We start from the raw sequence: 14,332 nt of genomic DNA on the forward strand, positions 1-14,332 counted from the left end.
CGCTGTGATTAGCGCTTTTTCGCCAACTCAGCAGGCCAATGCAGCCTGACCCTCGCCGCCCAATTCAGCCGCACGTTCCACATCGTATTCGCGCCTGGGTTCAGCGAAATCAGGTGAAACAACCCTGGCTGATCCCCAGCTTTGACTTGTTTGACCCAGCCCATGCCGTCCACATCCTCGCAGACGCACCGATATCCAATGACGTCGCTTGGCACACTGTCGTGTCCGTTCCGGCTGTAAAACAGCAGATCCCCCGCGGAATATACAGGTTCCATGCTGTCGCCCTCGATCTCAACGGCAACAATGCCGTGCGGAGATAGGCCAGGTGGGCACTCGACCTGGGGGCCATCGCCCTTTTCGTAGGCATCGAACACAGGCACCTGCGCACCGGCGCCGACTTTTCCCGCTATGGCGATCGTGTCGCGCTGAGGGACCGTGCCGCCGATAATCTCCGTGACGTCCACCTCCAAGACTTCAGCGATTTTCAGAATGTTTGCGAAGGTTGGGTTCTTTGTTTTTCGGATGATGATGTCACGAACACCGGTCGGGCTCATACCTGCAGCCAAGGACACGGCCCGTGGGTTGGTGCCCTTCGTTTGCACTAATTTCTCAATTCGCTCTGCGATCATCTGTCCAGTGTCCATGTAGGGATTATCCTACATGCAGTAGGCGCCCGCAAATGGGATAAATCCTCTTTACAGTGATGGATAAATCCTACATCATGCCAATCATGATGCTATCTGAGTTCAAAGCTGAAGTTGAAAAGTTCCTGAGTGAGACAGGGATAGCCCCTTCTCGTTTGGGTCGAGAGGCGCTGAACGATCCGGGCTTCGTGTCTGGTCTTCGGAACGGCATGGAGCCGCGCGAAGTAACGCGCTCCAAGGTTCGTGGAAAGATGCAAGAGCTTCGCAAAGCCTCGCAGCCATCCGCCGCCTAACCCTTCCTCAATGCCAATCACTGCTTCCATGCTTCCAATTTGGGCGCAGTCAGCACAAATGCCAAAGCAATGAGGTTGCCCAGCATGGCGAACCAGCGAAACTATCTTCACACACTTATCCGCGGCTTGGTGGTCCGATACTTCCCCGGCAAACAGAACTGCGCGGCTCGCGAAATCGCAGAGTTCTGGGCCGGTCGCGGGCTGGAAGACAGCGATGTCGATTTTGGTGGTTTCTCACGCAAGATGAACGGAAGCCGCGCCTTCGATGTCTATGACCTCTTCGCCCTCGTTCAGATCACGGGCGATAAGCGGCCTCTGCTGGCCTTTAATGAGGTCCAGGAGGGGAACCTACCTCCCAGCATACCAATGCCCGTCTTGGCCGCGCGTGCTGCCAAAGAGTCAGGCGAGTCTGTTTCCGCAGCAATCGAGGGGGGAGACCTCGCTGAGATCGCGCGTGAAGCCGGGGAAGCTGAAGCCGCGCACCGAAAGATCCGTGAAGAGGCAGAAGCCCTTATGCGCAGCGGCCCTAATCCCGATGAAGACGGGGCAGCAGCTGCCAGTTCCGGAGGTCACAGCGATGGCTGAGCGCAAGCGGATCCTGGATCAGAGCTATTTCCGCATCGGCCACGTGGTGGTCAGGACAACCGTTCACAGAGAGAACGGACAGACATTCAGCCTTTTCCCTGATGTCGAAGGGGGAGAGGCAAAGCCATTGTTCACCGGCCACATTGAGAAGGGCATGGGGACAGAGCTGCGGCGGCTGGCGCACCACTTTGACGACTTGGAGGCAAAGTTGCCAGAGGTGGGACGATGACCAGCCGCCACCAGCCTATTCGCTGCGGGATCAGCTGCGGCGTTTCAATGATAATTCACGCTGATTTCTACTGGAGGCAGCAATGACACAAGGCGGGGGCCAGAGAGGCCGGGCCGCTGATGAGCGGTATCTCGAAATGGTGGCAATGCGTTGCGAGGGCATTGCCCCTCAGAGAATCGCGGACGCGCTGGGCGTGTCGCTGAGCTCAGTGAAAAACGCAACGCTTGCTGTTCGTCGCGCCGACGAGGCTGAGGCCGCCAAGAGCGGGGAAGACATTTCTAGCAGCTATTGGCCAGATCGGGGCCGCCGTGGGGAGTTGAGAGCATGAGCCACAAGGCAGTCAGCTGGGCGCTTGAGCAACGCCACCTAAAGCCGGGGCCATGGATCGTATTGATCCAACTGGCTGACCGGCACAACAAAGACACCCTGCAGTGTGACCCGGATCAGAAGCTGATCGCGGCTGACTGCAATATGTCTCGCGCCACGGTCAACCGGCACCTTGAGGACCTTGAACACACAGGGTTGATCCGCCGTATCCCGCGGGTAAATCCTCGCACGAACAAGGCGCTTTCGACATTCTACATATTGGGCCTGAATTTCGACAATCCACCAGAGGTCGAATTTGCTGTGTCTCAAAATGAGACACGGAAACAGAAGGGGCAAAAGGAGAACAAAGACGCATCCCGTGTCTCAAATTGCGACACGGTCCCGAGTCTCAAAAAAGCGGATTCCCGAGTCTCAAAAATCGCGATTCCCGAGTCTCAAATTGAGACACAAACCTTAGTAAATAAACCCGTAAGGGAACCTTGCGCGGCTGGCGCCCCGCACAATTCCGAATTTGATTTTGATGGTTTCGTTGCCGAGTTCTCAGCAGCCTATCCCCGGATGGGCCTGCCAGAGGCGACCGAGGACGCACTGCGCACGGCGCTGGGCGAGGGGGCGGATCCCGCAGAGATCCTGGCTGGTGCCCGGGCCTATGCGGTCGAGCAGGATGGCAACGCCCCGCGGTATGTGAAGCTCTCCGAGAACTGGATCGCTGAGAAACGCTGGCGGCAGCACGTCACCACCCCCAAGGCCCAGGCTGATCAATCCGAGGTGCTGGCCTACTGGGCGAAAGAGATCCTTGAGGCCAAGCCCCACATGCGGGGCCGTGTGTCGCCGTCCATGGCCCGGGAATGCCTGAGCGCGGGACTGGTGACCGAGCAGGATTGCCGACAGGTCGGGGTGTCGCTGTGATGTCGCCGCATTCGGATCCAGAAACCCACGGCGTGCAGTTTGGCCGGGTGGTGGTGACTGTCGACGCCGCCCTGGGCGATTGCATCGTCATCGCCCCGCAGCCCGGCCCGATCTGCACCAGCCCCAAGCGCATGCGCCTGAACAGCCTTGATGAGATCCGCGGGGCTTACCGCACCCAAAGCCGCCTCGCTGCGCGCGTACCGGATCAGCACCCCCACGCCAAAGACATCGCGTCAGCGCTTGAATTCGCAGGAAAGACGCTGAGCGCCGCACAGGGCGCAAAACACCAACCGAAAGGGCAGAGCAATGCTTGATCAACAGGAACCGTCCAACGCGCAACTAGAGCGCGCCGCTAAGATCTGGGACAACGTGACCGGCGCGTCATCAGAATCCATCGCTGCGCGTGTGACGGGTGAGCGCGAGCAGCGCGGTGACTACCCGCTGGATAGTGCCGATTTCGGGCGCTGTGAGCGTCTGCTGGATGCGGTGCCTGGCTTGCGGGATCAACTGTCTATGATGACCGACGTCAACGCCTACTGGGCAGCTCTGGTCAAGCGCTGGGATGATATCCGCAGCGCGGATGACCAAACTGCCCTGATCAAGGAAATCATTACGCCCATCCAGAAAACAGACCCGGGGCATGTGTCGCGCGGGGAAGGGGTGTCAATGCGCGTGGGGCCCAATACCTTTCAGGGCGTTGATACATCTGCCAACGAAGGCCCGCTAAAGTCCGATGGCGATGCGCTCTATTTCCGCGCCGCGGCAATTGTCGTCAGTGAAGGGAAAGCCAGCACCAGCTTTGTGCAGCGCAAGCTCGCAATCGGCTACAACAAGGCCGCGCGTCTGATCGAGCGGATGGAAGAGGCCGGGATCGTTTCTGCGCCCAACCATGTCGGTAAGCGCGAGGTGGCGACGATTGAAACGATCCGCACCGCGCTGTCCCTGCAATCGGCCATCCCCGATGACGCAGACCGCGAAACCGTTGTGAAGATGCTGACAGCGGCCTGTGACGATATAGGTGGCCAGCAGCTTAAGGCAAAGCACGCGGAGCAGCGCAAGGCCTCTGGTAAGCCCCCCATGAAGGCGGATCCGGATTTCGACAATGCTGCAGATACCGCCTACCGGGTGACAGCAGGCGAGCTGCGCCAGTTCATTGAGCGGTTCGAGCGCCTGGACGCTGAGAAGAAAGATCTGGCTGACCAACAGAAAGAGGTCATGGCAGAGGCCAAGGCCCGGGGCTACGACACCAAGGTCATCCGAAAGGTGATCGCCCTGCGTAAGCGTGACAAGGATGACATCGCCGAAGAGGACGCTGTTCTCGAGATGTACAAAGAAGCGCTGGGCATGTGAGCGCACCCATGCCGAAACCGCTTGCCAACATAACCAAAGAAACACTGGCGCCGCTATGGGGGCGTCATGACATCCCCGTTGACCGGATCGCATCTACGCTGGGCGTGACCCGTCAAGCTGTGAGCTACAAAGCCAAGAGCCTTGGCCTCCCCAGTCGCGTCAAGGTGCGCCGTTGCTACGTTGACGATGAGACCTTCACCCGGATGTGGAACGCAGGTGTCTGCTCCACGGATATGGCGGCGCACTTCGGATACACACACCGATCAGCCATTGGTACACGTCGCCGAAATCTTGGTCTGCCTGCGCGCACACGCGGGAAGGGCGGCACCAACTCTGGTGGCTGGCATCAGACAATCAGCCTCACCCAGTTCTTTGAAGCGGAACTCGCTGCCGCGATGCAGGCAGAGGCACAGAAGCGAAAGGCAGCACAATGACAGAGCGGATGACGGCAGAGCAGTACAAAGCCGCCCAGCGCGCTGCGGAGGGGCTGGGAGAAGACAGGCGTCGGGTGCGCGGCACCAAGCGCACCACGACCGCTGACGGCATCACACACGATAGCAAGACAGAGGCGGATCGCTGGGAAGAGCTGAAGCTGTTGCAGGCGAGCGGTGCGATTTGCGGTCTGCGTCGGCAGGCCCCGATCCCGCTGATCGGCCGGGATGGCCCGATCATGACGGACAGCGGCAACCAGCAGCGGGTTTACAAGGCGGATTTCGTCTACGTTGACAATGCGCTGGGCGTCACCGTCGTTGAGGATCGCAAGGGGCATGAGACCGACAAATTCAAACTTGTGAAATCAGTTCTCGCGGCTCAGGGCATTGAGCTGCTGATCACCCGCGCCAACTAAAAAGACCAATAACACAAGCTTGCAGAGGGCAGTAAGCAATGACCAATACCTACGCTATCAACACAACACGCGGCAGGGAATTCGAGGTTGAGGCAGAACTGAAGGCGATGGGCCTTCAGCCTTGGGTGCCACGCCGATTGAGCAGCCGCTACGTGAAAGAGAAGCGTGAAACGGTCTGGTATGATCGTCCATATGTTCCAAAGCTGCTTTTCTGTGTTGTACCGGCAATCTGCTGGCGTGACATCTATGATTTGAAGCACGTCATCGGAAAGCCACTGCAGCTCTCCCGGTTAGACATTGATGGCGACAGCGGGAGAGGCACACCCGGTCTGCGAGATTTTCAAGAGGCCGTCAAGACGGAGTATTTTGATACCCAGCGGTTAAAGGAAAACAGTCAGTATCAGTGCCTGTATCGACCCGGCCAGGCACTGGTCATTCTGAATGGGGCTTTTGAGGGGTTCCCCGCCTTATTTCAGGACACCGTCCAGCGGGCACATGATGATTACGCTAGGCTGAGTGTCTCGGTTGAAATCTTTGGGAGAGAAACCCCTGTTGAGCTAGACCCGGACCAAGTCAGTCCAATAAGCTGATGAGATCTCAGGGGTGTCATGACCCTACCCTTGCCAACATACAGTGGGTCACGAGGTTGTCGTTTGTCAGCAGTTGTACCCCCCTCCCTGGTCTGTTTACCTTCACATCGTCTTAGTGATCAGTCGCCAAATTGATCAGTGTATTCATCGTTGTAACGATGGATTTCGGGTACCAACCTTCATAGTCACCGACTGAAATGTGTTGTGCAATTATAGTGAGTAGCTTGCCCTGACCTTCGTAGGCCAGAAGGCATCCGTACTTTTCAACGATCTTCTTTTGCAGATCGTGACCGTTCATCTGGAGAAAAGATATTGGAATATCGAGTTGACGGCCATTCATGTATTCTATCGCATCAGTTTTCGAGCGGTCGTCATCAGGGAGAACTTCAGCGCAAAACTTATCAACCATAACTTGCCACTTTTGGTCACACCAAGTATCAAGGCTTCTGTCACCTTCGGTTTCTGATAGATAACCCGCTCTAGTAGCCGCCTCCGGTTGCCGCTTGCACATCAAGCGAATGCAAAGCACTGGATCTAATAAAAGATTCTCAATCGCATAGCGCTGACCTTCGCAAAGAACATGTACATTTTGGCTGTCAGACGAGGAATTCATGAGATCCCAATCAATCATCCCAACTAATCGTTTTATTTTTGATTCAACCATATTTTCGACTAGCTTTTTTACACGTTCACAACCGCCGCCCTCTGTACCTCCCTTTTCTTTTTTGACGCCCGACCCTAGAAAATTTAAAGAAGAATCCGATGAAATATCACCTTTCAGCCCGCGATAAAGGATGCTCCATAGCGTGGCATCATTTTCATCTTCGGTAATGACTAGACACCTAGCATCGTAGTCAATTGCCAGTGTTGGGAGTGCTTCTGTTAGAATGCGTAAAGCCTTTGCTCGCCCAATTTTCTTAAGGGTGCCAGAACAGTTGTCCATCTCATAGACTTCCTCATCCTCAACCAATGCTACCGTGGTCGGAGAGTGTGTTGTCATTATGACTTTTATACCAAGCTCCGAAACCAAGGTGTTCTTTATTATACGAAGGACATATTTCACCATACTTGGATGCAGAGTGGCATCAATTTCGTCCAACAGTAATAGACTGGGGAACGATGTAGTGTTTTTAAGGCTGATTGCATTATACAACCCCACTACAAATGAAATAAATATTCGCTCACCTGAGGACAGATCAGAGAAGTTTATCTCTGAATTGCTGCCTTTCTTTTTGAGCGTCACCAAAACACTGGAATTCAACTCGAGATAATCAGGCCGATCTACAGCAAAAGGTATATTTCCCTCATCAAATAGCTTATTCAATAGATCCCAAGGGGCGGGCTCTGGAAGAACCTCTACTTTTTCTGGTTGTTCACGATCCCTTGCGACTGAATTGCGATTTTCCAGATCTCTGTAAACTCGAAAAATTTTGTTTAAATTTTGCTCAAAGCTGGTCGGCGTTATTTGATCTATTTTTTGAAGTATTGCTCTTCTTTTTGCATCATTAGCACCGAACAGATGGCAAGCGTCTTCTATTGAGATTATCTCCTTAACACCCGTTAGGTATGATTGGGCCGCTCTAATCTGGGATTCATTTTCAGCTGAGCTATTCACAAAACGCTCTATGAATAAGTAAATGTATCTCCTCGCCTCATCGGGGTCCTCCATCGATTTCGCGTTGGCAATTATTTCGGCACATCCAAGATTATACCCAACCCTATCAATTACAATATTTATCTTTCCATTTGGATTTTTGGAAATCTTACTCAAATCCCTCGAAAGCATTTCACCCGTTGAACTTAGCTGTCCAGGTCCGGATGGTGGTTGATCCGCAGGTGAAAGTGTTGCCCACGTGAATAATTCTACACTCGAGTTATCGTTTGCCGCAGAGCTATTTATTGCTCTGGAAAGAATGGATTCCAAGAGGTGACTCTTCCCGGATCCGTTTCGCCCAGTCACCAGTGAAAAATCAGGAAGCTCAACATCATTCAAAGACTGTATAGACTTGTGACTGCTTTTATAGACTAGAGTGTGGGGCATAAACTTTGTTAACCTAAATTTCTATCTTTGGTTTGTACTGAAAAGGGTTAAGTTGACGGTTTCAGAGGCAGGTTAGTATCTCTGGCGGCTTGACGGAAGTATGTACAGCCTTGCTGCTGAATATTCTGTGGCAGCTTGAATGTCCCGGGATATGATGTATACCTCAGGTATTGTAGGATCCCCGGAGTTCGGCTCTAGGCTATGACAACCATGCGCCCCCGGTTTGCGGAACTGAGGAAAGGGCGTGTGCTACTGCATTCCAAATGTGTGCACCGCAAGGCTAGATGAGCTATTAAATTCTAAATGATTAGGATGGGGCAATTGAGCGATCGACACCCATTCTCAGGCCGCAAGGGCAGCGCGGCCCGCGACTGCTTTGCAACCACGCTCTACGCTCAGCAGGGCGGAAGATGCCGGATGTGCTGCCAGCCGATACCGGCAAGCCTCCGGGGTAAGACGGGCAAGCGCGCCGCCGTGGTGGATCACCTCCGCCCGTGGCGCCTCCGCCCGGATCTGGCTTTCCAACTCAGGAACCTTGCTCTGGTTTGCTCCGGTTGCCACCTCACTCATTGCGCTTCAATCGAAGCTGCCCACGCAGGAGATGCCGAGCTGATTGCTCTGGCCAAGGAGCGCATCGGGCAGGAGTGGTGACGAGGTAAAGCGTTTCGGCCCTATGCCGCCCTGTTTCTGGCCTTCCGGCTCTGATCTGAGGCAGGGGGGAGGTCAAAAGTTCAGCCCCCAATGCTGGAAACCTATCGCCCCTCCTGCGTGCGCAATATCTGCTCGCAAAAAGGGGGGTGTCCCCGTCGTAGGCTGGAGACTGCCAAATGGCCCAAATTCCGCGCCCTCGATACGGTGATATTTTCGCTGGCCACGACGAGGGTGGCAGTATCGCCGAACAGGCTTGCGTTCTCTGGGAGGAGTACAAAGCTGATCTTGAGGCAAGGGGCCTGTGGAATCGGGCGCGGGCTCGTACGCTTGACCGTCTGGTCCGGATGACTGCCGAGTATTTGCACTATCAACCCCTGGCGGTCGCGAGCGGGCCGGTTCGCGATAGCAAGGATGGCGGGCAGTATGCCGACATGCTTTGGTCTCAGGTGAAAAATATGGCGGACCAAATCGCCAAGCTGGAAAAATCTTTAACCCTCACGCCTGAGAGCGTTGGCGCAAAGACAGAGGCTCCGTTGAAACCTGCAGCAAAGACACCGGCGGATGAATTCCTCGGAGCGCATTGATCAGACAACGCAATATGCGCGTGACGTTATTGCAGGAAAAGTCATCGCTGGAGAGTTTGTCAGAGCACAGTGCAAGCGCCATCTAGATGATCTAAAGCAAGCGCATAGGCGTGAATTGACCTGGGATGTGAACCAGGCAGAGCGGGCCATTCGTTTTTTCCCGGCGATGCTATCGATCACTGAGGGTGCAAAGGAGGGCGAACCGTTCACTCTGTTGCCGTGGCACCTGTTTGTTGTTGGGTCGATCTTCGGGTGGCGAACGGCGGATGGCTTTATTCGATTCCGGTTTGTGTGGTTAGAGACCGGCAAGGGGCAGGCCAAGTCGCCGTTGATGGCGGCGATCGGTATCTATCTCAGCGGGTTTTATGGGCGAAAGCGCGCTGAGGTTTATTGCATCGGAGAGACCAAAGACACTGCTCGGGTCATGTTTCGCGATGCTGTGGCAATGCTGCGGGCACCGATACCTGGCAAGGGGGGCATGACGCTTGAGGACGCGGCCTACGTGATCCGTGGAACTGGAGATCTCGCCTATAGCGTCGAGCACGCAAAGAGCGGATCCTTCATGCGGCCTATCGCAAACAACGACAGCGTTTCTGGACCAAAGCCGATACTCGTGGCCGGTGATGAAATCCACGAGATGAAGACCAACAAGGCTATCGAGATGTGGCGAGCGGCCGTCACGAAAAAGCACGGCGACAGCATCTTGATGCTTGGCACCAATACCCCAAGTGCAGATCAGCATGTCGGTACAGACTACAGCGAGTTTTGCCAAAAGGTTGTGACCGGCGATTTCACAGATGACAGTGTCTTCGCATATATCGCCAGAGTTGACGAAGGCGATGACCCTTTGAACGACGAAAGCTGCTGGATTAAGGCGCTGCCAGCTCTGGGCCTGACATACCCCATCGACAATGTGCGCAAGCTGGTCGTTACAGCCAAGCAGCAGATCAGCACGCAACTCACGACCAAGCGCCTCTATTTCGGGATCCCCGTTGGTTCGGCAGGATTCTGGACGTCTGAGCAGGCATGGAAGGAAGTCCAAGGCGCTGTTGATGAGAAGGCCATGCGAGGTCGCAAAGCGCATCTGGCGCTTGATCTGTCAGAGAAAAACGACCTGACCGCGCTAACAGCCGCGTGGGAGGGGGAAAAGATCGAGGTCAAGAACTGGTATTGGACGCGTGAATTTGAGGTCGAAGAGCGTTCGACTGCTGATGCAATTCCTTACCGTGAACTGGAAGAAGCGAACCTGATCGAAATCACGCCAGGACGCGTGATTGATTACAGCTTCATCGCGGCTAAGATCATTGAACTCTGTGGCCGCCATAATGTGGTGCAGATGGCAATCGACAGCGCACATATGGAAAAGCTCTGCGAAGCCTTCGACACCGCTGGATTCAGCTACTGGATCGAAGAGGGTGACGACAAGGCGGGCTCCGGCCTCAAGGTCGTGCGCCATAAACAGGGTCACAGCGTGAGCTTTGACGCCAAATTTCTCTGCATGCCAACCTCGATCACACAGCTTGAAGATCACATGCTCAAAGGCACAGTGGTCATCGACCGGAACAAATTGACCAGCATTTGCGCCCGCAACGCAATCATCCGCGAAGACGGGTTCAGCAACCGCATGTTCGACAAATCGCGGTCGCGTGGCCGGATCGACGGGGTTGTCACCTTGGCGATGGCCGTGGGATCCGCCACCGCGGCGATGAAAGACACAACCAGCGTCTATGAGGCGCGAGGAATACTGAGCTTCTGAGGCGCACATGGGCATTTTCGACTTTTTCCGCCCTCGCGGCGAAGAGCAGCATGCGGCGAGATCGGCGCATGCCATGGCTGGCGACAGCATGTCGTTCTCTGGTTTGAACGACCCTGCATTTTACGAGTTTATTCGAGGAGGGACTACGGCTGCCACGGCGTCTGGAATGTCGGTTTCGCCCAAGACGGCGCTCAAGAATACTGCCGTTCTGAGGTCGGTGTCTCTGCTGTCGTTCTCCATCGGAATGCTGCCCTTGCACCTTAAGGACAAGGCAACCAAGGGAATAGCGGACCACCCTGTCCACCGGCTTCTGCACCGCAAGCCGAATGCGTGGCAAACGGCCTTTGAGTTCCGCTCTGTGATGCAGCAGCGCGCGCTGACGAAGGGCGACGCGTTCGCACTCAAGGTCCGCAGCGGCCAGCGGATCATCCAGCTTGTCCCGCTCGCAAATTGCAAGCCAGAGCAAAACGCCGACTGGTCTCTGACCTATACCGTCACCAGAAAGGACGGCGGCAAGGTTACATATTCGCAGGATGAGATTTTGCACCTTCGATACGGTCTTTCGGAGGATGGGATCACCGGGCTTTCGCTGGTCAATCAGGCGGCAGAGGCGATTGGGTTGGCGTTATCGGCGGAACGAGCCGCCACACGGATGTTCAGCAAAGGCATGATCGTTGGCGGCGTCTTGAAGCACAAATCTACGCTTTCGCCCGAGGTGTTCGAGCGCCTAAAGGCAAGCATGCAGGAAGCAGAGGGCGCAGACAACGCGCACAAGTGGAAAATTCTCGAAGAGGGCATGGACATGACGCCGTTTCAAGCGCCTGGCAAGGATGCCCAGGGCCTGGAGCAGCGCCAGCACCAAATCGAGGAAATCGCGCGGGTTTTCGGTGTCCCGCGCCCCCTCCTGATGATGGACGAAACCTCTTGGGGGTCGGGGATCGACGTTCTGGGGCAATTCTTCGTTCGGTATTCGCTGAACCCGTGGTTTGAGGCGTGGCAGCAGGCGATTGAGCGCGATCTTTTGACGGAGGACGAGGCCGACCGATACGAGGCGAAATTCAACGCTGGCGGGCTACTTCGCGGGTCGATGAAGGACCAAGCTGACTTTTTCGCCAAAGGCCTTGGGGCTGGCGGGCATCAACCATGGCTTCACCCCGATGAGCCGCGAGAGTGGATGGACCTTCCGCAACGTGATGATCTGCCCATGTCTATGGGTGCACAGAAAGGGGCAAGCAATGAGCCTTCGAAAACTCCCTGAGATACAAGCCGGGCGGCTTCCCAGCGTCTGCGCTTTCGAACCTGATGCAGACGCGCTGGAACGCTGGAACGCGGGGCTTTCACCGCAAGCGGCATCGGATAACACAATCACAATCCTTGACGTGATCGGAGAGGATTTTTGGACTGGCGGTGGTGTCACGTCGAAGCGAATTGCGGCTGCCTTGCGCGCCATCGGTTCACAAGACGTGATTGTCGAAGTGAATAGCCCTGGCGGCGATTTCTTCGAAGGGGTGGCGATTTACAACGCCCTCCGTGCGCACCCTCACAAGGTCACAGTGCGCATTCTTGGCTTGGCCGCATCGGCCGCGTCGGTCATCGCCATGGCCGGGGATGAAATCGAGATCGGCAAGGCAGGGTTCCTTATGGTCCACAACGCCTGGGTGGTAGCGATGGGCAATCGCCACGACCTCAAGGACGCTGCAGAGACCATGGAGCCGTTCGATGACGCAATGGCGACCCTCTATGCCGACCGTGCTGGGGTCGAAAAGCCCAGAGCCGCAGAATGGATGGACAACGAGACATGGTTCAACGGCGAGCAGGCAGTAGAGGCCGGTCTTGCCACTGGGTTCCTTCCTGCGGACGCTGTTTCTGAAGACAAAACCAAGGCAGAGGCCGCCAAGGGCGTGAATGCAACCCGCCGCATTGATGCGCGCCTCGCAAAAACCGGAATGCCTCGCTCAGAACGCCGCGCGCTTCTGGCCGATGCAAAGGGGGGCATGCAGGACGCTGCCCCGACCGTCACGCACGACGCTGACGAAATCGCGGCCCTCGTTTCGGGCCTGTTCAAAGTCTAAAATCAGGAGACAACTCATGTCCAAGCACATGATCCCCGCGAAAGCCCGCGGGATCGTCGCCGTTCGTGCAGATGCAGGCGGTGACGTGACCAAAATTCTTGCTGACCTTCAGAAGGACTGGCAGTCGTTCAAAGACACCCAGGCCGAAAAGGACAAAGAGGTCAAAGCCAAGTTTGACGACGTGGTGACGACCGAAAAGATGAAGCGCATTGACGCCAGCGTGTCTGACCTGCAAGCCGCGGTTGATCAGGCCAATGCCAAGCTGGCCGCGATGGCTGCCAACGGCGCTGGCCCTGGCCAGGTGAAGGACCCGGAGTATTCCGAGGCTTTCCGCGCGCACTTCCGCAAGGGTGAAGTTCAGGCCAACCTGAACAAGGGCGCCTCCGACGAGGGCGGCTATCTGGCTCCTGTCGAGTGGGACCGCACCATCACCGACAAGCTGATCGAAGTCTCGGCGATGCGTCAGATCGCGAGCACCCAGTCGATTTCCGGCAACGGCTTCACCAAGCTGTTCAACTTGCGCGGCACCGCGTCGGGCTGGGTCGGCGAAACCGCCGCACGCGGCGAAACCGGCAGCGCGACTTTCGGTTCCATGACCTTCACCACGGGCGAAATTTACGCCAACCCCGCAGCAACGCAGCAGATGCTGGATGATGCCGAAGTGGACCTGGAAGCCTGGATCGCGGGCGAGGTCGAAACAGAGTTCTCCTACCAGGAAGGACTGGCGTTCATTTCCGGCAACGGGACGAACAAGCCGAGCGGTTTCCTGACCTATGTGACCGGCGGCAGCAACGCATCGGCAAATCCGCTGGGGGCCATCGAGAAGAAAACCGCCGCCGCTGCTGCTGCAGTGACTGAAGACGAACTGCTGGATCTGATCTACGCGGTACCGTCCGCTTACACTGGCAATTGCCGGTTCGTGATGAATCGCAGCACCATGGGCAAGGTTCGTAAGCTGCGCGATGCCGAAGGCCGACAGCTCTGGCAGCCGTCTTCGCAGGCGGGCCAGCCCTCGCAATTGCTGGCTTACCCGGTCACAGAAATGCCGGGCATGCCGGATGCTGTTGCTTCTGCCCTGCCCATCGCCTTCGGTGATTTCCGTCGCGGCTACCTGATTGTTGACCGGACCGGCGTCCGCGTGTTGCGCGACCCGTTCACCAACAAGCCTTACGTGCATTTCTACACCACCAAGCGCGTCGGCGGCGGCGTGGTGAACCCGGAGTGCATCAAGGTTATGGAAATGGCCGCTTCCTAAGCGGTGATCTTCGGCGGGCTGTAATGGCCCGCCTACAACCCTCTCAGGAGAGAACCCGATGGCTGAAACCAAGCAGACTGCGGCCAAACAGGCCAAACCGGCGGATGCAAAGCCTGCGTCCCGCCAATCGATGACATCGGAAATGGCGAAAGATCTGGGTCTTGATCCCGGTCCGTACGGCAAACCGGCGAAGAAGTAA

At 56.2% G+C, this 14,332-nt stretch carries 18 protein-coding genes and 1 pseudogene; 17 read left to right on the forward strand and 2 right to left on the reverse strand.

Going from position 1 to position 14,332, the window contains the following annotated elements; genetic code table 11:
- Positions 1-8: 8 nt before the first annotated feature.
- Entirely contained in the window at positions 9-644 is a 636-nt protein-coding gene (locus tag VWZ81_RS02695; protein WP_416542022.1) for an XRE family transcriptional regulator, read from the reverse strand.
- A gap of 77 nt (positions 645-721) precedes the next feature.
- Here VWZ81_RS02695 and VWZ81_RS02700 point away from each other — a divergent pair, with 77 nt between their 5' ends.
- The 10 genes and pseudogenes from VWZ81_RS02700 to nusG all read left to right on the forward strand — a co-directional run bounded on the left by VWZ81_RS02700 (position 722) and on the right by nusG (position 5,774).
- Positions 722-937, forward strand: coding sequence for a hypothetical protein (locus VWZ81_RS02700; RefSeq protein WP_416549311.1), 216 nt, complete (start codon positions 722-724; stop codon positions 935-937).
- 84 nt (positions 938-1,021) lie between these two features.
- Positions 1,022-1,522 (forward strand): hypothetical protein, encoded by a 501-nt coding sequence (locus tag VWZ81_RS02705; RefSeq protein WP_416542024.1) that lies wholly within the window; start codon positions 1,022-1,024, stop codon positions 1,520-1,522.
- On the forward strand, positions 1,515-1,751 hold the full coding sequence (locus tag VWZ81_RS02710) for a hypothetical protein (RefSeq protein WP_416542026.1): 237 nt from the start codon (positions 1,515-1,517) through the stop codon (positions 1,749-1,751). The genes VWZ81_RS02705 and VWZ81_RS02710 overlap by 8 nt, the downstream gene beginning before the upstream one ends.
- A gap of 324 nt (positions 1,752-2,075) precedes the next feature.
- A complete protein-coding gene (locus VWZ81_RS02715) occupies positions 2,076-2,987 on the forward strand; it encodes a helix-turn-helix domain-containing protein (RefSeq protein ID WP_416542027.1) in 912 nt (303 codons plus the stop codon).
- Positions 2,987-3,301 (forward strand): hypothetical protein, encoded by a 315-nt coding sequence (locus VWZ81_RS02720; protein ID WP_416542028.1) that lies wholly within the window; start codon positions 2,987-2,989, stop codon positions 3,299-3,301. Before VWZ81_RS02715 ends, VWZ81_RS02720 begins: the two co-directional genes overlap by 1 nt.
- Positions 3,302-3,653: 352 nt before the next feature.
- Positions 3,654-3,887 (forward strand): annotated as a pseudogene (locus tag VWZ81_RS02725) (DNA translocase FtsK); the annotation flags it as partial.
- Positions 3,888-4,064: 177 nt separating this feature from the next.
- Positions 4,065-4,337, forward strand: a complete 273-nt coding sequence (locus tag VWZ81_RS02730; protein WP_416542445.1) for a DUF2312 domain-containing protein — start codon at positions 4,065-4,067, stop codon at positions 4,335-4,337.
- Between the two features lie 8 nt (positions 4,338-4,345).
- Positions 4,346-4,771, forward strand: coding sequence for a hypothetical protein (locus VWZ81_RS02735; RefSeq protein ID WP_416542029.1), 426 nt, complete (start codon positions 4,346-4,348; stop codon positions 4,769-4,771).
- Positions 4,768-5,184 (forward strand): DUF1064 domain-containing protein, encoded by a 417-nt coding sequence (locus VWZ81_RS02740; protein WP_416542030.1) that lies wholly within the window; start codon positions 4,768-4,770, stop codon positions 5,182-5,184. The genes VWZ81_RS02735 and VWZ81_RS02740 overlap by 4 nt, the downstream gene beginning before the upstream one ends.
- A 38-nt stretch (positions 5,185-5,222) precedes the next feature.
- Complete coding sequence (gene nusG, locus VWZ81_RS02745) at positions 5,223-5,774, forward strand: transcription termination/antitermination protein NusG (RefSeq protein ID WP_416542031.1); 552 nt, start codon at positions 5,223-5,225, stop codon at positions 5,772-5,774.
- A gap of 112 nt (positions 5,775-5,886) precedes the next feature.
- Here the strand turns inward: nusG and VWZ81_RS02750 are convergent, their stop codons facing one another.
- Positions 5,887-7,698, reverse strand: a complete 1,812-nt coding sequence (locus VWZ81_RS02750; RefSeq protein ID WP_416542032.1) for an AAA family ATPase — start codon at positions 7,696-7,698, stop codon at positions 5,887-5,889.
- A gap of 534 nt (positions 7,699-8,232) precedes the next feature.
- On the opposite strand from VWZ81_RS02750, the gene VWZ81_RS02755 reads away from it, so the two are divergent.
- From VWZ81_RS02755 to VWZ81_RS02785, 7 genes are all read left to right on the forward strand, one after another.
- A complete protein-coding gene (locus VWZ81_RS02755) occupies positions 8,233-8,466 on the forward strand; it encodes an HNH endonuclease (protein ID WP_416542446.1) in 234 nt (77 codons plus the stop codon).
- A 176-nt stretch (positions 8,467-8,642) separates the two neighbouring features.
- Positions 8,643-9,050: a P27 family phage terminase small subunit gene (locus tag VWZ81_RS02760; RefSeq protein ID WP_102906744.1), complete on the forward strand. Its 408-nt coding sequence runs from the start codon at positions 8,643-8,645 to the stop codon at positions 9,048-9,050.
- Entirely contained in the window at positions 9,028-10,806 is a 1,779-nt protein-coding gene (locus tag VWZ81_RS02765; RefSeq protein ID WP_416542033.1) for a terminase large subunit, read from the forward strand. Before VWZ81_RS02760 ends, VWZ81_RS02765 begins: the two co-directional genes overlap by 23 nt.
- Before the next feature lie 7 nt (positions 10,807-10,813).
- Positions 10,814-12,064: a phage portal protein gene (locus tag VWZ81_RS02770; RefSeq protein ID WP_416542034.1), complete on the forward strand. Its 1,251-nt coding sequence runs from the start codon at positions 10,814-10,816 to the stop codon at positions 12,062-12,064.
- Positions 12,042-12,878 (forward strand): head maturation protease, ClpP-related, encoded by an 837-nt coding sequence (locus VWZ81_RS02775; protein ID WP_416542035.1) that lies wholly within the window; start codon positions 12,042-12,044, stop codon positions 12,876-12,878. Before VWZ81_RS02770 ends, VWZ81_RS02775 begins: the two co-directional genes overlap by 23 nt.
- Positions 12,879-12,894: 16 nt before the next feature.
- Positions 12,895-14,133, forward strand: coding sequence for a phage major capsid protein (locus VWZ81_RS02780; RefSeq protein ID WP_416542036.1), 1,239 nt, complete (start codon positions 12,895-12,897; stop codon positions 14,131-14,133).
- Between the two features lie 58 nt (positions 14,134-14,191).
- Positions 14,192-14,332: a hypothetical protein gene (locus VWZ81_RS02785; protein WP_260081046.1), complete on the forward strand. Its 141-nt coding sequence runs from the start codon at positions 14,192-14,194 to the stop codon at positions 14,330-14,332.

It is taken from the genome of Phaeobacter sp. JH20_34, from assembly GCF_048056095.1.
GTDB lineage: Bacteria > Pseudomonadota > Alphaproteobacteria > Rhodobacterales > Rhodobacteraceae > Phaeobacter > Phaeobacter bryozoorum.